Genomic DNA, 19,545 nt, shown 5'->3' on the forward strand with positions numbered 1-19,545 from the left:
AGAAGTGATATGACCGAACCCGTTCTTTGCTACAACTTCCAGTTCGAAGTTGATGGCGCCTACGCGCAAGCCTTTGCCGACGCGCTGTTTGATTACTGTGATGCGCTGTCGCATTTCGAACGCGAAGGTGATCCGAGTGCCCCCTGGCGGATTGAAGGTTTTGCTGGTGAGCTGTTTGACAAGGGTGCGGTGGAAACAGCGGTTTCTATCATGGCGTCGGCTGTTGGTATTGAAACACCGACTGTGACCTTTGGAACCTATGAGCCAAAGGACTGGGTCAGCGAGAACCTGCGCAGCTTCAAGCCGATCTCGGTCGGGCGCTTCTTTGTGCATGGTTCGCACTGGGATGAAGAAATCCCGGTTGCAAAGACAGCACTTCAGGTCGACGCCGGTCTGGCATTCGGTTCCGGTGAACATCAGACGACCAAGGGTTGCCTGGCTGCTATTGACTGGTTGGCCAAGCGTGGAGCACGTCACAACGCGCTTGATATGGGTTGCGGGTCGGGCATTCTCGGCATGGCTTGCGCCAAAACCTGGCGCTGCCCGGTGATGATGGCCGATATTGATCCGGCATCGGTTCGGGTTGCCCGGGAAAATGCCAAAACCAACAAGGTTGCGGATCTCGTCACCGCCATTCATTCAAACGGTTTTCAGGATTCCCGTATCCGTGACGCCGGATATTACGACATTGTTTGCGCCAATATCCTTGCCCGCCCGCTGCGTGGTATGGCACATGACCTGACCAATACGCTTTCGGAAAACGGTGTGGTAATCCTTTCGGGTCTTCTGGCGCACCAGGAACAGTTTGTTCTTTCGGCTTATCGCGAAGTCGGTCTTTCGCTGGTCAATCGCTTCAAGGTGGAAAACTGGACCACACTGGTTGTCGGGTAAGCCACAGACGCACTGATAAACGCTATTACGGCTGTCCATCGTGTATGATGGGCAGCCTTTTTTTTGTGCCGTCTCGGTTCCGCATTTGAAGAGGTGGATCGTGTCGTTTGTGTGCAATCCACCATCCGCACACCTCCGATTCGCGTGCTGGCCTGGCGGCATCGACGGAAATCTTGTCGTCGGCAGAACTTCCCGGTCAGGTTTCAATTGCAGGTTTATCCGCTATTTTCCGCGAAATATCTGGGAATTGGGGGAAACAGTGCGTGAAATCCAAACATTCATCTCCTGCGTATGTTGCAATATACAATACTAACGGATAGGGTGTTGCTATTCTGTTGTACGATTTTTATTCGGCATGGAGCAGACTGTTTGAGCGAGCTTGATCACCGCATTCTCGTTGTTGATGACGAACCACCCATTCGGAAATTACTGGCGCGCATATTGGAGCGCGCCGGTTTTGATGTTGTGGTTGCATCCGATGGACTTGAGGCGCTTGAGAAAATAAAAGCAGACGCATCATTGCGTCTGGTTGTTTCTGATTTGCGTATGCCCAATTGCAGCGGCCTTGAATTCGTCAAGCGCGCGATCAATGAATACAAGCGAGACTTTGAATTCATTCTGCTGACCGGTGATGGCGACAAGTCCGACGCGGTGACGGCGCTGCGTCTTGGTGTGCGCGAGTTCCTTGATAAACCGATCGAGCGTGCCGAGCTCGAGCGTGCGGCTCTTGATGCACAAGCACGTCTTCTTGAGCGAGATCGTGAAGGCGAACGGGTTCGCAAACTCGAACTTGACAATATCACTCAGTCCAGGACCCTTGACGACATCAGCCGCAAGCTTGGCGGTGCCGAGCAGGAAATGATCGACCGGCTTAGCCTGATTTCACAGTATCGCGATATCGAGACGGCTGAACATTGTGTGCGGGTCGGTCTTTATTCCCAATTACTTGCCGATATGGCCGGGCTTGATCAGGATGTTCAACGGACAATCCGCCTTGCCGGCATTCTTCATGACATAGGCAAAGTCGGCGTGCCCGATGAGGTGCTTCTGAAAAACGGAAAGTTGACTGACGAAGAGTTCAAGGTCATGCAGCGTCATACGGAGATCGGCTTTGCTATGTTGAATTCTTCTGGCAATCCGGTTCTGGAACAGGCCGCCATTATTGCCCGATATCACCATGAACATTGGCAAGGGTCGGGCTATTGCGCAGGACTTTCGGGAACAGATATTCCTATGGTGGCGCGGATTGTATCGTTGGCGGATGTCTATGATGCTCTGCGAAGTGCACGCCGCTATAAGCCAGCCTATGGTCATCTTGATGCAGTTAACATCATCACCAAAGGTGACGACAGGACATCGCCGGAAATGTTTGATCCGAAGCTTCTGGGACTGTTCGCCGAAAATCACCAGCGCTTTGAAACGATCTATAACAGCATGCCCGACCAGTTGGTCTGAGAACGGAACCTGACAGCTCATGCCAAAGAGATTAAGCGCCACTCTTGACCGGACGCGGAACCGTATCGCCGACTTCATGTTGTTTGTGATGTCGATCGGTGGTCTGCCCGCATTGGTGTCATCAATGTTGCGCGAAGCAAGCCAACGTTCGATGACGGTCGAGGTTGTCCATCTTCTGGTTTTTCTGGCGGTCCTGACATGCCTTGTCCTGCGCAAGCGACTGTCGACCTATATCAAGTCGGTTGTGATCGTCGCAGCGATGACTTCAATGTCGCTGCTTTATATCGTCTGGTTCTCGCCCGCCAGCGGGATGGCGATGATGATTGTTTCAACCGTGATCGTCGGGTTGTTCTGGCGACTTTTGGTCACGATCCGATACGCGGTGTTCTGTTTCCTGACGATTGTCAGCGTCGCCGTGATGCGTATCTATGATCTAGACGGCGGCTTGATAACTGACAGTGGGACTGTGCCTCATACGATACCGGTCTGGGGTTCTGCATTGTTTGGCTACATCTGGATGACGGCGTCGCTGGTTGTTGGTGTCGTCTGGATGCGTCAGGCGCTTTTGCAGACCAGTATGGATCAGGTGCGTTCGCAGAACGAACTGATGTCTGGCAAGAAGTTCCTTGAGCAAATCCGCGAAAGCGCGTCTGAAGTTGCCAACCATTTCTCGTCCCTTGATCGCATTGAGAACGCATCCTTCAGGCCAACTCTGAAGCGTTTTGCTGATCTTATGAATTGCGAACGCGCAAGCCTGTGGCTGCAAAGGGATGATGGTGATGTAGAGTGTGTTGGTTTGTTTGATGCCAACAATCCGTCTGCGAAACATGATGGCATGCTTCTGAAAAAGTCGGATCTGCCACGGTATTTTGCCGCCCTTGAAACCGGGCAGGTCATTGATGCGGATAATGCGGTTACCGACCCACGTACCTCGGAACTGGCAGATGCCTATCTGATCCCGATGGATATCCGGGCGATCCTTGATGTGTCGCTGATTTCTGCGGCCGGTCGCATGGGTATCCTGTGCTTTGAGTCTGTTGGACGGGCAAGAATATGGCGCCCCGAGGAAATCGTCTTTGCCCATATGGCGGGCGGGCTTCTGGCGGCTGCGGCTGGCATGAAAAACGTTATGGAAGCCAATGACGAACTCAGCTTCTCGCGCCGGCGGTTTGAGGCGGTGGCCAATTACACCGTTGGCTGGGAAAGCTGGATTTCACCGGAAGGAAAATTGGTCTGGGTAAATCCCGGTATCGAGCGTGTTCTGGGCTACACGGTCGAAGAATGCATGGCGCTTGATGACTATCCGCTGTCATTTGTCGCAGTCGAGGATCGCGACCGCGTCCGTCACTACATTGACGAGGGGCTTGATGGCCTTTCGGGCAGTGACCGCGAATTTACAGGCCTTCACAAAGACGGCCGCAAGGTCGGGATCGATATGTCCTGGCAGCCGATTGCTGATAGTGACGGTGGAAACTTGGGCATCAGGGTCAGTTGCCGCGATATTACCGAGCGTATCCGCTATCGCCGCGATCTTGAAGTTGCCAAGACTGATCTTGAAGCCAACCAGCGCCGCCTCCGTGCACATTTCAACAATGCCAAGATCGGTGTGTTCTACTGGACGCCTGATCGGACAATCATCGAGGTCAACGAAACCGCCTGCCAACTGTTTGGCTATAGCGCGGAAGAGATGGTCGGCAAGAAGCTTGAACTTCTGGTTCCGGAAGAAGACCGCGCGCGTCTTGGAAGCCTGATCCAGCGGATCATGGAAACGCAAAACAGCGTCAATAACCGGTTTGAAAACCTCAAGAGTGATGGCTCGCGGATTATCTGTGAATGGTACGAAAGCCCGATATTTGATGCTAATGGCGATCTTGATTGTATTGCCAGCTTCGCATTGGACGTGACCGAGCGCGAACGCCATCAGGAAACGCTGGAATCAATTTATCGTGGCATTCGCTATCAGGTTGGAACCGGCTTCTTTGACAACCTGACACAGGTTCTGTGTGAAACCCTTGATATGACCTATTGCCATATCGCCGAGATTGTTGGCGATCGGGTTAAGTCAGTCGCCTTCCATTCGCCAGACAGCACGCGAGAGGGGCTTGATTTTCCCTTGGCCGGGTCGGCAGCCGAACGCGTTATCAAGGAAGGCGTTTTTGTCTGCAAGGACGATTTCAAAAGCGTGATGCCTGATGTGCTCATGGTGACCGACATCGATGTGGTCGGTTATGTTGGTGCTGCCCTTTATGACAGCGACGGAAACGTAAACGGCATTCTGGTGACCGTATCAGACAAGCCGCTGGCGGATCCCGAACTGGCGAGGTCAATTGTCGAAGTCTTTGCGTCGCGCGCGTCTGCCGAACTGCAACGCCTACAGTCCGAACGCAAACGTGAAAAGCTTGAACAGCAACTGCGGCATTCCCAGCGAATGGAAACCATGGGTGTGCTGGCAGGCGGCATCGCGCATGATTTCAACAATATCCTCCAGCCCATCAGTGGCTATGCCGAGTTGCTGTATTCCGATCTGCCAGAAGATTCGCCGCTGCGTGACGATGTCATGGAAATCCGGCAGGGCGCCGATCGCGCGCGTGATCTGGTTCGCCAAATTCTGGCATTCAGCCGCAATTCCGAAACCGAACGTTCGCCCATTGATGTCGGGTCGATGATCACTGGTACTGCGCGTTTTGCGCGTGGTTCGCTGCCATCCAGTGTCTCGCTCAAGGTCGAGTTGGGGGCAAAGGGCATGACGGTCATGGGCAATGCGACCCAGCTTGATCAATGTTTGATGAACCTGATCACCAACGCCTATCACGCGGTTGGTGATCAGGGCGAAATTCGCGTCAAGGCCAGCCCGTTTGAAGTCACCGAAGACAGTCTCGAAGTGCACCCCTTGCTGACATCGGGGCGCTATATCCAGATCTGTGTGGTCGATAACGGTGTCGGTATGGAGCCGGAAATCGCCAAGAAAATCTTCGATCCGTTCTTTACGACCAAGGAACCGGGCAAGGGGACGGGGCTTGGCCTGTCGACCGTGCACGGGATTATCGCCGGTCATAAGGGCGAGATTTCTGTTTATAGCCGTCTGGGGCAGGGTACCCGGTTCTCGATCCTGTTGCCCGAACATGACCGCGAAGCCTGTGATGAAAAACGCGATACGCGTGGTTTGTCGGTTGGTGCGGGCGGCCACCTTGCCGTCGTCGATGACGAGGAAAAGAACCTTAAACTCTGCGCACGCATGCTTGAGCGGATCGGATATTCGGTGGAAACCTTTAACGAGGCCGCCAAGGCGCTTGAGGCACTGAGCGCACCGGATGCCGATTTTGACGGGATTCTGACCGATCAGACCATGCCGGGCATGACCGGTCACAAGATGATCGAAAAGTTGCGTGAAGCCGGCAACAACATCCCCGTTGTCGTGATGACGGGGTATGCCTCAGACGAGGTGACAGCATCCTTCAAGGCCCTTGGGGTGGCCCGTATTCTTGCCAAGCCGCTTGATATCATCGAGCTGCATGACGGATTGGCTGCCGTGTTTGGGGAAACCAAGGACGCGGAGCCGGCACCAGCCATTGCGGCAGATGCGCCGGACTCTGATACGGACCTGAAACCGGTTGAGTAGGGCGGTGGAAAGACTTCTACCGCCCGCCCGATACCGCGCAAGGCGGGAACCGGTCAAAAAGAAACGGCCCTGCTGTGGAGAAGCAGGGCCGTTTCAGAGGGAAAAGACAAAAATGCCGCAAGGATCATGAACCGTGATCCTGCGCGTCGTCATTTGATATCAGACCAACCCGGGCGGGACTGATCCGTTATTCCGTGTCCTGGGCGTCGTGCTGATCATATGGAATACGATCTGCAATGTCGTCTGCCGGATGGGCAGGGCCAGTATCAAGACCGAGCGCAGCTTTTTGACCCAGGGTCAGGCGCTCAAGGCCATCATAGGCCGTCTGGCGACGACGGGATTGTATGACGCTCAAGGCAGTAATAGGAAAACGGATCACCGTTCATGGTCTCCAGCAAATTGACGTCCCGACGGGCCATCTTTTTGTCATGGGACTGTCATACGTTAACCTTTGGCTAATGTGCATTGCGAAGCTTGCAACGCATTCATTCGCGAGATGCATGCACAGCTGTTTTGCGGGTGAAAAATGGCCTAGCATGCGGGCATGGTCTTTGGTGCTTGCGCGACATCGGTACTAACCCTTACATAGGTGTAGGTCCTGCGCCTAACCCGCCTACCGCCCCACATGTTTTAAAGAGGATCTTCATGGCCATTTCCGGTGATGCTCAACTTGCCAAACTGCTTGAAGCCGCCAATGTCGACAAGGATGTTAGCGCTGTCATCGATCTGATTGACGGTGTTCTGGCCGCCGCCGAAGGCAGCACGCGAGAAGACTGGATCGATCTGATCTGCCAATCCCCGGGTGATGAATTGCGGGCTGAATTGCTTGCACTGCGTGATGAACGCAAAAGCCGCTTTAAAATGGCCAAGGATGATTTTGACGCAGCCCACAGACTGGATGCCTTGCGCACCTATCTTTCGGCCAAGGGCGTTGATGGTTTTGTCGTGCCGCGTGCCGATGAGCATCAGGGCGAAAACGTGCCGGCCCGGGCCGAGCGCCTGGCATGGTTGACAGGCTTTACCGGCTCTGCCGGGGCGGCTGTCGTTCTGCGCGACAAGGCAGCTGTCTTTGTCGATGGTCGCTACACCATTCAGGTTCGTCAGCAAGTTAGCCGGGATCTTTTTGAATATCGCCATTTGGTCGAAGAACCGGTGGTCGGCTGGTTGCACGACAATCTGAAATCCGGGCAGAAGCTTGCCTATGATCCGTGGCTGCATACCGTGCAGCAGGCAACACATCTTCGTTCTGCCTGCGACGCGGTCGGGGCGGAACTGATTGCGATTGACACCAACCCGATTGATGCCATCTGGCATGCCCAACCACATCTGCCACTTGGTCCGGTGCGTCCGCATCCGATGGAATATGCCGGGAAGTCCAGTTTTGAAAAGCGCACCCAGATTGCCGAAATCCTGTCACGCATTTCATGCGATAGCGCCATTTTATCTGCACCTGACAGCATTGCCTGGCTTTTGAATATCCGTGGTGCCGATGTGCCGCAAACGCCGCTGGCACTTGGCTATGCGATCATTAACGGGGATGCTTCGGTTGATCTGTTCATGGATGAACGCAAGGTTGCAGCGGAAACCTTCGCATGGTTGTCGGGCGAGGCCAATCTGCGTGCGCCGGGCGAACTTGCAGACGCCCTGCAGGCAATGGGCAATCAATCCGTGCGTCTGGATGAAGCAACGGCGGCCGACTGGCTTCGCATGCAGCTTTCCGATGCAGGTGCGACTGTTCGTGTCGGGCGCGATCCGGTGGCCATTCCCAAGGCGTGCAAGAATGATGTCGAACTCGAAGGATCGCGCAAGGCCCACAAGCGCGATGGCGAGAAGATCATTCGGTATTTCAAATGGCTTGATGAAGCCGCCGCCGGTGGTGACATCGATGAGCGTGCGGCAGCCGACATGTTGCTGTCGATGCGGGCCGAAGACCCGCTGTTCCGCGACTCAAGCTTTGAAACCATTCCGGGCAGCGGTCCGAACGGGGCGCTTTGCCATTACCGCAATACCCCGGAAACCAACCGCAAACTCACACCGGGCGAGATTTTCCTGATTGATTCCGGTGCGCAGTATCTTGATGGCACCACCGATATCACCCGAACAACCGTGATTGGCGAGCCGTCTCAGGAACATCGCGATCGCTTTACCCGCGTGCTCAAGGGCCATATCGCGCTTGCCCGTGCTGTGTTCCCGGTGGGAACCACCGGCCAGCAGCTTGATACACTGGCCCGCATGCCGCTGTGGGAAGCCGGGCTTGATTTTGACCATGGGACGGGGCATGGCGTTGGCAGTTACCTTGGCGTGCATGAAGGCCCGCAACGTATTTCCAAAGCTCCGAACAAGGTGGCATTGAAACCCGGCATGATCGTCTCAAACGAACCGGGCTTCTATAAGGAAGGCGAATACGGCATCCGGATTGAAAACCTGATTGCGGTAACCGAAATTGATGCGCCGATTGGCGCAGATCGCAAGATGCTTGGCTTTGAGACGCTGACCTTCTCGCCGATTGAGCGCAAGCTGATTGATCCGGAATTGATGACCAGGGACGAGCTGCAGTGGCTTAATGACTACCACGCGCAAGTCTATGCAATGTATGCCGATGATCTTGATGATGATCATCGGGAATGGCTGCAAAACGCGACGGCGCCGATCAAAAAGAAGCAGGACTGACCCGGGTAATGGGTGAGATGTAGTAAAAGGCCGCGTCGGTTTATGGCGCGGCTTTTTGCATCCTCGACACTGACAAACAGGATCGAATGCCGTTATAAGACGGTATTGGATCGATTCAAGGAAAGCGGCAAACCGCTTCTGAAAGCAGGAGGAACATATGGCTGAAGTCGAAGCCCAGTGGATGGCAAATCCCGATCGCTATGATGACGAGAATTGGAACCGTTGCGGGCGCAGTGGATTGCTTCTGCCGAAAATCACGCTTGGTCTGTGGCAGAATTTCGGTGGCGTGGATGTTTATGAAACTCAGCGCGCGATGATCCGCCGCGCCTTTGACCGTGGTGTGTTTCATTTCGATCTTGCCAATAACTATGGCCCGCCGCCGGGTTCGGCCGAGGAAAACTTTGGCAAGGTTTTATCGCAGGATCTGAAACGCCACCGGGACGAGTTGGTGATTTCGACCAAGGCAGGTTACCGCATGTGGCCGGGACCGTTCGGAGAATGGGGTTCGCGCAAATATCTGATCTCCAGCCTTGATCAAAGCTTGAAGCGGATGGGGCTGGATTATGTCGATATCTTCTATTCCCACCGGGTTGATCCCAATACGCCGCTTGCCGAAACCATGGGCGCACTTGATCAGATCGTACGGTCCGGCAAGGCGCTTTATGTCGGGATTTCGTCCTATTCACCGGAAATGACCCGCGAAGCACATGCGATCCTCAAAGACATGGGAACGCCATGTGTCATTCATCAGCCGTCCTATTCGATGGTCAATCGTTGGGTCGAGGATGGGCTGCTTGATACCCTGTCCGAGCTCGGCATGGGATGTATTGCCTTCTCGCCGCTGGCACAGGGGCTTCTGACCAACAAGTATCTCAATGGTGTGCCCGAAGATTCCCGTGCCGCACTCGAAGGATCCTTCCAGCCGGGCATGTTGTCAGACGAGAACCTTGATCGGGTTCGCGCCCTGAATGAAATCGCCAAACGCCGTGGTCAGACCCTGGCGCAAATGGCGATTGCCTGGGTGCTGCGCCGCCCAGAGGTTACATCGGCCCTGATTGGTGCACGTCACGTCCAGCAGCTCGATAACAGCCTTGATGCGCTTAATAACCTTGAATTCAGTGCAGAAGAACTGGCCGAGATCGACAAATATGCCGGGGATGCGGGTATCAACCTCTGGCAAAAGTCCTCGGACAGTCAGGCTCCTGTCTGATCCTGACGTCTGCATAATCATGATGAAAACCCCGACCGGAGCGTGCTCTGATCGGGGTTTTCTAATTGTGGCTAATCCAGCTTATTGGTTGGCCATCGGAACGGTCCCGGCCAGATCGCGCAAGGTATCGACAACGGCCTTGCCCCCGGCACTGAGCGGGCGGTCTTGTAACCAGGACAGCATCACCTTGCGTGACAGCTCCGGATTGGTGATCCGCCGTGCCTTGAGACGCCCGGTAGAAAGTTCCTGAACCAGCGAACTGCGCGGAAGAACCGTGTGCCCGACATTGCGGCTAACCAGATCGACCAACACACGAAGGGCGTCGGCCTCTACCACCGGGGTCAACGGACGACCGGCGCGAAAGGCCGCTTCTTGCATCATGGCGCGTAGTCCGTGCTTGTTGGTTGGCATGATCAGGGGCAGGGACAGGACATCCTCATAGGCGATTTCGGTTTCCTGCTCGCCGACCTGCGACGGATGGGAAATCAGAAACAGGTCTTCACGCCAAAGCGGTTCGGCATGCAGGCTGCGCGAAATCATGCCGTCATGAAGAATGCCGATATCAAGGCGCCCCGAAAGCAACCCTTCCTGCACATCACCGGTCAGGTCTTCGGCAACCGTGATGTTGAGATCGGGATAGCGATCGCGCAGGGTTTCGATCAAGGCCCCGGTAATCACGATCCCGGCACTGGGCGGGACACCGACATGAACGTGACCGGTAATCTGGCTGCTGCGCGCGGACAGGTCGGCCTCAAGCCGGGCAAGGTCGGTCAGGATGACACGGGCGCGTTCGGCCAGCATCTGGCCGGCCTCGGTCAGTTTGACGCCACGCCCGGTGCGTTCGAGCAGTTTGGTATCAAGGGTTTCTTCAAGCAGGTTCAACTGCCGACTGAGTGCCGGCTGCGACAGGTTAAGCCGCTCTGCCGCGCGCGACAGGCTTCCGAGTTCGGCAATATGAACAAAGCTTCTGAGTTGTTTGATATCCATGCGTCACGATCCTGCACGGGTTCCTGCGGTGGTTTTGCTATCTGATATAGCCAAAGCTGATATCTGATAGCAATTAATTCGAATTGAATAATGGCAGCTTGCAGGTGACTATGGCAACCAAGAGAGGATCGGAGAAACTCATGACGCCACCATCGTCACCCTCAGAGCCTGGGCAACAGAGCATCCCGGCATCAGACGCCAATGTGGCTGCGCCGTCAACTGCACCTGTCGTGTCGCCAGCGGGTTCGGCCCTGACCATTGTTTTGCTGGCGACTGTCGCCTTGGCCATGAAAGGCCTTCTGGCCAAGTTTGTCTATGCCACCGGCATGACCGTTGATGGCTTGTTACTGCTACGGTTTCTGATTGCGATGCCGTTCTTCTGGCTTGGCGTGGTTATGTTTGGCAAGAACCGGCCTGGCGAACGCAAGATGAAACCGGTCGATCTGGCTTGGGGCGGGCTTTATGGCGGCATGTTTTTTCTGGCCGCCCTGTTTGATTTCACGGCCGTTTCGCTGATTGATGTCACGGTGTCGCGGATTGTCTTGTTTACCTTCCCCGCGATCGTGATGATCCTTGAAGCCCTTCACAAGGGACGCTTCCCGCCATTTCGCCAGATCGTCTGCTTTGTCATTACCTATGTCGGGTTGGTTCTGGTTCTGGCACCGGGCGGGTTTGGTGAGGTATCTCAGACATTGTGGTACGGGGCGGCCTGGGCTTTTTGCTCCGCACTGACCTATGCGATTTATCTTTATTTCGGGCAGCGGATGATTACGACCGTTGGCTCCATGCATTTTGCCGCCCTGATCAATACGGCGGCGGGTATCTGCATGGTGGTTTACGAGCTGATCGTGCAGAACCCGCTGAACCTGAATATGGCGGGGATCATGTGGACGGTGGGGATTTCGATCTTTTGCACCGTTATCCCGTTCTTCCTGCTCTATGAAGGCATCCGCCGGGTCGGCGAAACACAGGCATCGCTGATCTCATTGTCCGGTCCTGCCATGACATTCTTTGCTGCATGGCTGTTCCTGGGCGAGGTCCTGACAATCCCACAATTGATCGGATTTGCGGTGGTTACGATCGGCGTGGCGTCATTGAAAAACAGCTTTACACTGGCGGGGTTGGGGCGGTTGCTTGCACGGCCTTTTGCCTCTGGCGGGCCAACGCAGCGCTAAGCGATCTTGGTGATCCGTCGGTTTACCAGCGGCGGATATCAATTTCGTGTTCAGGCAGGCGTTCACCTCGGCGCCATTTTAGCGGATCGATAAATTCCCCGGCCCAGACACCACTGCGGGCTTGGCGGGCCTGATTTTCATAGGCCTCGTATTCTGGCACCTGATCGGGGCGGGCAACCGCCATGCCACGCAGGATCAGGCTTTGCCCAATGTCGACCCCATTGGCATTGCGACAGACGGCCATATTGCGATTATAGCGGTTCTTGCCGCGCATTTCGCAAGTGATCGGGGTGGCGACCAGAAGGTTGGTGGTAAGCTGCCATGCCTCGGCCCCGCAGGCTGTGCTTTGACCATTGACCAGACATTTCTGGAAACGGTTCATCGCATCCGCCCCCCACAGATCAACACGCTTGAAGCCAAACTCCAGCGTATCGGCATCAATGGCGCGTGCTGGACCGGACAAAGTGTCAAAGTCCGGATCGGCAAATCCGTATGATGGGCGCAGGGTAAAAAACGCAATAAGGACAAGTGCAAAAACGCCTGTGAAACGGTGGTTTTTCATTTCGATACTTATCCTTAAGGGCGGGTCATTCGCGGTCTAGGGTATTGGCAAATAATACAATTTTGACCCAGCGCAACATTTCTATCAGCTCAGATTGATATAAGTTCCCTTCATTGAAGGTCAATGATCGCAGTTTGTGCTTTCCGGGTAAATCCTTTGCCGATTTTCCCCGTCATCACACTGTTTGCGGCTTTCAATATGCTGCCACGGAGGTGTTCCTTGAACAGATCTCTTTCCAAGGAAATGCTGGAAAGTATTCGAAAATCGGGTTTGCATAAGCCCGGTCACAGTGCATTCGTTCTTGATTTTGCGGGTATACCTGCTGCTCGGAACCTGACGGTCTTTTGTGCGATTGTGCGCTATGTCGAAGACAGTTGCTTGTCAGGTGTGCGGGCGAAACTGCTTTCACGCTACGCGATATCGGTTCTGGTTCCCCATGAAAACCGGGGCAGGATGGTTGAGTTCGTTGAAGGACTGAACGGTTTTCTGTTGTCGCGGCGTTATGGCGGCATTGATATCCGGTTGTTTGATCTTGACCATGAAACACCGCATTTTGCGATGCTTTGTATCGAGTATTTGCGCTCTGCCTCTATCGGGACTGCGCAAGAGTTCCTCGATTTCCATACGGAAAGCCCGGACTGCGTTTCCAAACTAGGCGAGTTGATAGAACTCGAACGTGTCGTCGGGCAGGCGGACATGTCCATGCATTTACGGTTTCAATCCCTATGGCATCTCGAGCCTGGAATGGCGCCCAGCCAGTATGGCGAGGAAATGTGGGTATCCATGGCCGCGATGGAAGAGATCACCGGTAAAAGCATCCTTCATGATCCGTGGATGTTTTCCCGGTTTACCGAGTTTCTGGATAACAGGGTTTTATCCCATATCACCAAGGAACGAAGTACGCCGCGCGGCCGGCAATTCCTGAACCTTAATCCGGTGGCAGCGGTAAGTGCCAATTTTGATCGCATGATCAAAACGCTTCCGATGACACAGATACGCCAATTGATTGTCGAATTTGCTTTGCCGGTTTGGCGCGATAACGCCAAGGTCGCGGCCTCGATCCTCAAGCGTTTTGAGCGTTTCGGTATCGGGCTTGCCCTTGATGCAATACCGATCCAGAACCTTGCCGATATGTCTGATGAGGAGCTCAGCGTCGCGCGGTTTCTGAAGCTTTATGTCGCAACAGTTCAGCCTGACGTGATCACGAGCTGTATGGCCAAAGTGCCTAAGGACGTTCTGGATCGCGTTGTGCTCTGCCGATGTGAAACCGTTGAACAGATCAAGGCCGGCGTGCAGGCGGGGGCGAAGTATTTTCAGGGATACGGTTTGCCGGAGTTCCTGAATAAACCTGATGAGGTCGAAAGCGTCCTTGGAACCGGTCGGGTGCGAAAACTTCACCTTGTCGGGAGACGCTAGATCTCCGCTGGGTGCATCCGGTGGCAGGTGGTGGCAGGTATAAGCGACCTAATACAGGTCGCTATATCTGATTTCATCAAGCTGCGCGAAGATGACTTTCCATTGGTCATCCTGCTTAAGCAGGGCAAAGGCGTAGTCACAATCAAAGATCAGGTTGTTTTCCGAATTGCCAAAGCGGAAGGAGACAATCGCACGTGCGCCGCCGGGAAGAGCGGAATGCTGTTCAACCACCATGGATTTTGCCATGGCCAGATCGGCGTTTTTCAGTTCTTCGAAAAAGGACTGGTGATATTTGTGCAGGTCTGACGAGTTCGCAATTGCCTGAACACCGGACAGATCGTTGATCAGGCACGGGAAGTGAAAGAAATCATCAAGCGCGTTTTCTTCGAGCTTGAGATGGGCGTCGACATAACGGCGAAAAAAATTTCCAAGGTCTTCCATCAGCACACTTCCCCAGTGAGAACGTTTTTATTCAGCTGCAATCAGATCAAGCCATCCTTGTTCATCAAGCACTGTAACACCTAATTCTTCTGCTTTCTTTAATTTGGAACCCGCACCCGGTCCCGCAACCAGATAATCGGTTTTTGCTGAAACCGATCCCGCGACTTTTGCACCCAAGCTCTCGGCTTTGACCTTGGCCTCGTTGCGCGAAAACAGTTCCAGCTTCCCGGTAAAGACCACGGTCTTGCCATTGACCGGATTGTCGCTGACTTGCGGGGCTTCGACATCGGTGATGGTCAGAAGGCCTTGCAGGTCATCAAGGACCTCGCGATTGTGATCCTCGGCCATGAATTCGATCAGGTCCTTGGCGACACCCGGGCCGATCTGATCAATATTGATCAGTTCACGCAGGGCTTCGCTGTCGGCCTCGTTGGCGGCGACCATTGCGCTGCGCCATTCGGAAAGTGACCCGTAATGACGGGCGAGAAGCTTTGCAGTGGCTTGCCCGATCTGACGAATGCCAAGCGCGTAGATGAAGCGGTCCAGCCCAATGGTGCGGCGTTCATTAATGCCGTCAAACAGCTTGGTGGCGGACTTGTCGCCCCAACCGTCAAGCTTGCGGATGGCATCGCCATGATCACTTTCAAGGCGGAAGATATCGCCAGGCGACTTAAGCCAGCCCAGTTCAAAGAACGCCTCGACATTCTTGGCCCCCATGCCATCGATATCAAAGGCATTGCGTGACACGAAATGCTTCAGACGCTCAACCGCCTGTGCCGGGCAGATCAGGCCGCCTGTGCAGCGCGTGACAGCTTCGCCTTCTTCGCGCATGGCGTGGCTGCCGCATTTCGGACATTCGCTCGGGAATTCATAGGGGGTGGCGTCCGCCGGATGTTTGCCATCGTCTTCGAGAATGACTTCAACGACCTGCGGGATGACGTCGCCAGCACGCTGGACGACCACCAGGTCGCCAACCCAAACGCCCAGACGATCGATCTCGTCACGGTTATGCAAGGTAGCGTTCGATACCACGACACCGCCCACCGTGACCGGTTCCAGTCGCGCGACCGGGGTCAGGGCACCAGTGCGCCCGACCTGAATGTCGATGGCCTTGATCCGGGTGCGGGCCTTTTCGGCCGGGAATTTATGGGCGATTGCCCAGCGTGGTGAACGGCTAACAAAACCAAGGCGCAGCTGCAGTTCGAAGTCATTGACCTTATAGACGATGCCATCAATGTCATAATCAAGGTCCGGGCGCTGTGTGCCCAGTTCATCATAGAACGCCATGATGTCATCGGCATCATTAAGCAACCGGGTCAGCGGGTTGGTGACAAAGCCCCATCCTTCGACCTTGTGCAGGAAATCCCACTGGGTCTGGGCAAGGCTTTCAGACAGTTCACCAAAGCTATAGGCAAAGAAGCGCAGGGGGCGCTTGGCGCTGATCGACGGGTCAAGCTGGCGCAGTGAGCCTGCCGCTGCATTGCGCGGATTGGCAAAGGTCTTGCCGCCGGTTTCGGCCTGTGTCGCGTTCAGCTTCTGGAAGGCAGAGCGCGCCATATAGACCTCGCCACGGATTTCAACCACGTCGGGTGCATCATCGGGCAGGGTCTTGGGGATGTCGTCGATATGGGCGACATTGGCCGTCACATCTTCGCCTTCGGACCCGTCACCACGGGTGGCAGCCGTTACCAGTTTACGGTTCTCATAACGCAGCGACAGGGAAAGGCCGTCGATCTTGGGTTCCCCGACCACTTCTACCGGGCTGTGCGCCGTCAGGTTCAGGAAACGGCGAATACGGGCCAGAAAATCAACGATGTCTTCGCGCGAAAACGCATTGCCCAGCGACAGCATCGGGCGGGCATGCTTGACCTTGGCAAAACCTTCTGCCGGGGCTGCGCCGACTTCCTGTGTCGGGCTGTTCTTCTTAAGCGTTGGATAGTGTGACTCAAGTTCGATCAAACGATTGAACAGCGCGTCATAGGTCGCATCGGAGACCAGCGGATCATCATTAACGTGATAGGCCTCGTTATAAGACCGGATACGTTCGGAAATTTCCGCATGCTGCTTGCGCGCTTCAGTGCTCGAAGACGGCATTTCAGGAAGGTCGGAGATGTTTGACGCTTGTTCGGCGCTCATATTCTTTTTGTTCCGTATTCAAGGTTTGGCCGACATTGTGGCGTCGGGATCAATTGGGTTGTTCAAGCAGGCTGTCGGCGGCCGCGCGGGCCTCGGCGGTCACGGAATGACCGGCCAGCATGCGGGCAATTTCCTCGCGCCGGGCGCCATCGACCAAGGCATCGACACGGGTGACCATGGTGCCCTCTGCCTCGCGCTTGGCGATATAGAAGTGGGTTCGGCCGCGGGCTGCGACCTGTGGGCTGTGGGTAATGACAAGGATCTGGCGTTCCTGTGCCAGAAGATGCAGGCGCTGACCAATGGCCGCTGCCGTAGCCCCGCCTACACCACTATCGACTTCGTCAAACACCAGGCTGGGCACTGCAGATACGCGCGCCAGAACGACCTTAAGCGCAAGCAGGAAACGCGAAAGTTCCCCGCCCGATGCGATCTTGTTGAGTGCGCCCGGTGGACTTCCGGGGTTGGTGGCGACGGTGAATTGCACCCGGTCAATACCGTCCATTCCCCAGTCGGCTTCTTCGAGTTCGGCAATGTCGGTGACGAAGCGCGCCTTTTCCATGCGAAGCGGAGGTAGCTCGGCATTAATCGCGCCATCAAGCTTGGCCGCAGCATCTTTGCGGGCGGCATGAAGCTTCTCGCCGGCTTCGATATAGGCCTTGCGATACTCGCCAACGGATGTGGTCAGGCGGTGCAGTTCCTTCTCGCCGAATTCCAGCTGATCGATCTGGGATCGGAAATCCTTCATCAGCGGATTAAGGCCGTCGACCGGGACATTGTATTTGCGGGCGGCAGCACGCAGTGCAAACAGGCGTTCCTCGACATTTTCCTGATGGCCGGTATCGAGATTAAGATCGGCCAGGGTGGCCGAGATTGCCCGGTTGGCTTCTTCAAGTTCGATGGCTGCGCGGTCAAGGGCCTCAATGATCGGTTCAAACCGGCCATCGGCCTTTTCAAGTTCGCGTTCAAGGCAGCGCTGCGCACTACGAAGCGCACTTTCTGCCCCCTTGCCACGTGAAAGTTCCGATCCGGCATCATTCAGGGCGGCAACCAGCTTTTCGCCATGCATCAGGAACTGGCGTTCCTCGGCCAGGCGTTCTTCCTCGCCTTCTTCGGGGGCGAGCTTTTCAAGTTCGTCCACGGCGTGGCGCAGCCATTCTTCCTCTTCACGGGCCTTATCAATCCGGGCACGTGCAGCGTTCAGTTCCTTTTGCGTTTCACGCCAGGCGCGCCAGTGATCGCGCACGGTCATCGCAAGTGTGCCAAGATTGCCATGGGCATCAAGGGTCGCGCGGTGCGTGGTCGGATCAAGAAGCCCGTGCTGGTCAAACTGCCCCTGAATTTCAACGCAGTAATTGCCAACGTCGCGCAAAAGACCGACCGACACGGACTGATCATTCACATAGGCGCGCGATCGCCCATCGGACGTCACCACACGGCGCACGACAAGGTCTTCGCCTTCAAGGTCGATATCCTGATCGGAAAGCAGGGTGAAAACCGGATGGCCCTGCGGCAGATTGAAGGTTGCCGTCACACTGCATTTGTCGCAGCCATGGCGGACAAGGCCGCTATCGGCGCGCGCACCCAAGGCAAGTCCAAGCGAATCAAGCAGGATCGATTTACCAGCACCGGTTTCACCTGTGAGCACGCTAAGCCCGTCGTGAAAATCGAGATCCAGTTTGTCGATAAGGACTACATTCCGAATGCTGAGGCGTCGAAGCATTGCTGGGTACTGATGTTGTTAACGGAGCAGCAGACAGGTACTTGTTGGTGAATGTGCAGAGTGCCCAATCCCGCCCGGCCTTGCAAGCCTTGCGAAGGCGAAACGGTCTGCAATTCAGTCACGGCAACGGCGTTTGGTTAAACTGCAGTAATTTCAGATGCTAACCGCAAGTTGTTCTTTTTTTGTTCTATATTGTCGCAAGGCGGATTGTCAAGCAAACCCTTGGCCTTGCGACGGTTTGGTTAGCTTGATTCAGAAAAGGCTTGAGATGGAGTTTGTGGTGGCGTCCCACCAGCTTTCCTCTTCGCGCTCCGGGGCTTCTTCGCCCAGCATGAGGCTATAGGATTCGCTGTAATATTCACTGCCCGGGAAGTTGTGGCCAAGAACCGCTGCCGTGCGTTTGGCTTCACCCTCAAGACCAAGCGAAAGATAGCATTCGGTCAGACGTGCAAGGGCCTCGGGAACGTGGGTGGTGGTCTGATAGTTTTCGATCACCGCCTTGAACCGGTTGATCGCTGCCAGATACTCGTTGCGGTCCTGATAGTAGCGCCCGACATCCATTTCCTTGCCAGCAAGGTGATCGACCGTCAGGTCCTTTTTCAGCTTGGCATCGCGGGCATATTTGCTATCGGGGAAGCGGCGGATGACATCATCAAGCGCATCCATCGCATGCTGGGTCATCTGCTGATCACGGCCGACATCGGAAATCTGTTCGTAATAGGACAGCGCCTTGAGGTAATAGGCGTACGGCACATCCGGGTTCGCCGGATGGAGCGAGATAAAGCGATCCAGTGCATTGATCGCATCATCGTATTTGTTGTCCTGATAGTACGAATAGGCCGACATCAGGGTCGCCTTGGTCGCCCAGACGGAATAGGGGTGCTGGCGTTCGACTTCGTCAAAGGCCTCGGCAGCCTGCTGGTATTCCTTGGCATCCAGCAGGTCCTGCGCGCCGTTATACAGTTCGGAAACCGGACGTTCGACATATTCCGGTGCCTCATTGCTTGAACATGCCGCAAGCATCAGCGACACGCCGCAAATGGCAATGAGTTGTTTGGCGCGAACGGTACTTAGCACTGTGACCTATCCTCGAAATTTGTGATGCACTCACCGTAAAATCCGCCGGACTATATCATGTGAAGGGCGTGCTTGGGCAAGTAGTTGTGTCGCCAAAAGGTGACTTTTATTCGACATCATTTGTTCCGGCCATGATCGGATCACCGAAAACCGGGATGTAAAACAAAAATGGCGACCACACAGGCC

Annotated in this window: 14 protein-coding genes; 7 read left to right on the forward strand and 7 right to left on the reverse strand. The window is 55.1% G+C overall.

Annotation, left to right across the window (positions count from 1 at the left end):
• The first annotated feature begins 9 nt into the window (after nt 1-9).
• The 3 genes from CMO10_RS05815 (at nt 10) to CMO10_RS05825 (ending at nt 5,965) form a co-directional block, all read left to right on the forward strand.
• Complete coding sequence (locus CMO10_RS05815) at nt 10-891, forward strand: 50S ribosomal protein L11 methyltransferase (RefSeq protein WP_297019534.1); 882 nt, start codon at nt 10-12, stop codon at nt 889-891.
• Nucleotides 892-1,260: 369 nt separating this feature from the next.
• Nucleotides 1,261-2,346: an HD domain-containing phosphohydrolase gene (locus CMO10_RS05820; RefSeq protein WP_297019537.1), complete on the forward strand. Its 1,086-nt coding sequence runs from the start codon at nt 1,261-1,263 to the stop codon at nt 2,344-2,346.
• Between the two features lie 19 nt (nt 2,347-2,365).
• Complete coding sequence (locus CMO10_RS05825) at nt 2,366-5,965, forward strand: PAS domain S-box protein (protein WP_297019539.1); 3,600 nt, start codon at nt 2,366-2,368, stop codon at nt 5,963-5,965.
• 187 nt (nt 5,966-6,152) lie between these two features.
• Here CMO10_RS05825 and CMO10_RS05830 read toward each other — a convergent pair whose 3' ends face one another.
• Nucleotides 6,153-6,344, reverse strand: a complete 192-nt coding sequence (locus CMO10_RS05830) for a hypothetical protein (protein WP_152630638.1) — start codon at nt 6,342-6,344, stop codon at nt 6,153-6,155.
• Between the two features lie 266 nt (nt 6,345-6,610).
• Between CMO10_RS05830 and CMO10_RS05835 the strand changes: the two genes are divergently transcribed.
• On the forward strand, nt 6,611-8,635 hold the full coding sequence (locus CMO10_RS05835) for an aminopeptidase P family protein (RefSeq protein WP_297019548.1): 2,025 nt from the start codon (nt 6,611-6,613) through the stop codon (nt 8,633-8,635).
• A 157-nt stretch (nt 8,636-8,792) separates the two neighbouring features.
• Complete coding sequence (gene mgrA / locus CMO10_RS05840; protein WP_297019551.1) at nt 8,793-9,845, forward strand: L-glyceraldehyde 3-phosphate reductase; 1,053 nt, start codon at nt 8,793-8,795, stop codon at nt 9,843-9,845.
• An 81-nt stretch (nt 9,846-9,926) separates the two neighbouring features.
• Here the strand turns inward: mgrA and CMO10_RS05845 are convergent, their stop codons facing one another.
• Nucleotides 9,927-10,832: a LysR family transcriptional regulator gene (locus CMO10_RS05845; protein ID WP_044827980.1), complete on the reverse strand. Its 906-nt coding sequence runs from the start codon at nt 10,830-10,832 to the stop codon at nt 9,927-9,929.
• Between the two features lie 140 nt (nt 10,833-10,972).
• Here CMO10_RS05845 and CMO10_RS05850 point away from each other — a divergent pair, with 140 nt between their 5' ends.
• Complete coding sequence (locus CMO10_RS05850; RefSeq protein WP_297019555.1) at nt 10,973-12,007, forward strand: DMT family transporter; 1,035 nt, start codon at nt 10,973-10,975, stop codon at nt 12,005-12,007.
• A gap of 22 nt (nt 12,008-12,029) precedes the next feature.
• Here CMO10_RS05850 and CMO10_RS05855 read toward each other — a convergent pair whose 3' ends face one another.
• A complete protein-coding gene (locus CMO10_RS05855; RefSeq protein ID WP_297019558.1) occupies nt 12,030-12,569 on the reverse strand; it encodes a thermonuclease family protein in 540 nt (179 codons plus the stop codon).
• Nucleotides 12,570-12,788: 219 nt separating this feature from the next.
• On the opposite strand from CMO10_RS05855, the gene CMO10_RS05860 reads away from it, so the two are divergent.
• Entirely contained in the window at nt 12,789-13,985 is a 1,197-nt protein-coding gene (locus CMO10_RS05860) for an EAL domain-containing protein (protein WP_297019559.1), read from the forward strand.
• A gap of 48 nt (nt 13,986-14,033) precedes the next feature.
• Here the strand turns inward: CMO10_RS05860 and CMO10_RS05865 are convergent, their stop codons facing one another.
• From CMO10_RS05865 to CMO10_RS05880, 4 genes are all read right to left on the reverse strand, one after another.
• Nucleotides 14,034-14,426 (reverse strand): hypothetical protein, encoded by a 393-nt coding sequence (locus CMO10_RS05865; protein ID WP_044827982.1) that lies wholly within the window; start codon nt 14,424-14,426, stop codon nt 14,034-14,036.
• A gap of 27 nt (nt 14,427-14,453) precedes the next feature.
• Nucleotides 14,454-16,562, reverse strand: a complete 2,109-nt coding sequence (ligA, locus tag CMO10_RS05870; protein ID WP_297019562.1) for an NAD-dependent DNA ligase LigA — start codon at nt 16,560-16,562, stop codon at nt 14,454-14,456.
• A gap of 49 nt (nt 16,563-16,611) precedes the next feature.
• Nucleotides 16,612-18,282 (reverse strand): DNA repair protein RecN, encoded by a 1,671-nt coding sequence (gene recN, locus CMO10_RS05875; RefSeq protein WP_297019565.1) that lies wholly within the window; start codon nt 18,280-18,282, stop codon nt 16,612-16,614.
• Nucleotides 18,283-18,534: 252 nt separating this feature from the next.
• Nucleotides 18,535-19,359 (reverse strand): outer membrane protein assembly factor BamD, encoded by an 825-nt coding sequence (locus tag CMO10_RS05880; RefSeq protein WP_044827985.1) that lies wholly within the window; start codon nt 19,357-19,359, stop codon nt 18,535-18,537.
• Nucleotides 19,360-19,545: the final 186 nt, after the last annotated feature.

The sequence above is a fragment of the Thalassospira sp. genome (assembly GCF_002709775.1).
In the GTDB taxonomy this organism is placed as follows: domain Bacteria; phylum Pseudomonadota; class Alphaproteobacteria; order Rhodospirillales; family Thalassospiraceae; genus Thalassospira.

Excerpts from the sequence above, each read along its gene's own strand:
- recN (WP_297019565.1), bottom strand. The coding sequence starts at position 18,282 with ATGCTTCGACGCCTCAGCATTCGGAATGTAGTCCTTATCGACAAACTG.
- CMO10_RS05825 (WP_297019539.1), top strand. The coding sequence starts at position 2,366 with ATGCCAAAGAGATTAAGCGCCACTCTTGACCGGACGCGGAACCGTATC.
- CMO10_RS05850 (WP_297019555.1), top strand. The coding sequence starts at position 10,973 with ATGACGCCACCATCGTCACCCTCAGAGCCTGGGCAACAGAGCATCCCG.
- CMO10_RS05815 (WP_297019534.1), top strand. The coding sequence starts at position 10 with ATGACCGAACCCGTTCTTTGCTACAACTTCCAGTTCGAAGTTGATGGC.
- CMO10_RS05835 (WP_297019548.1), top strand. The coding sequence starts at position 6,611 with ATGGCCATTTCCGGTGATGCTCAACTTGCCAAACTGCTTGAAGCCGCC.
- CMO10_RS05845 (WP_044827980.1), bottom strand. The coding sequence starts at position 10,832 with ATGGATATCAAACAACTCAGAAGCTTTGTTCATATTGCCGAACTCGGA.
- mgrA (WP_297019551.1), top strand. The coding sequence starts at position 8,793 with ATGGCTGAAGTCGAAGCCCAGTGGATGGCAAATCCCGATCGCTATGAT.
- CMO10_RS05855 (WP_297019558.1), bottom strand. The coding sequence starts at position 12,569 with ATGAAAAACCACCGTTTCACAGGCGTTTTTGCACTTGTCCTTATTGCG.
- ligA (WP_297019562.1), bottom strand. The coding sequence starts at position 16,562 with ATGAGCGCCGAACAAGCGTCAAACATCTCCGACCTTCCTGAAATGCCG.
- CMO10_RS05865 (WP_044827982.1), bottom strand. The coding sequence starts at position 14,426 with ATGGAAGACCTTGGAAATTTTTTTCGCCGTTATGTCGACGCCCATCTC.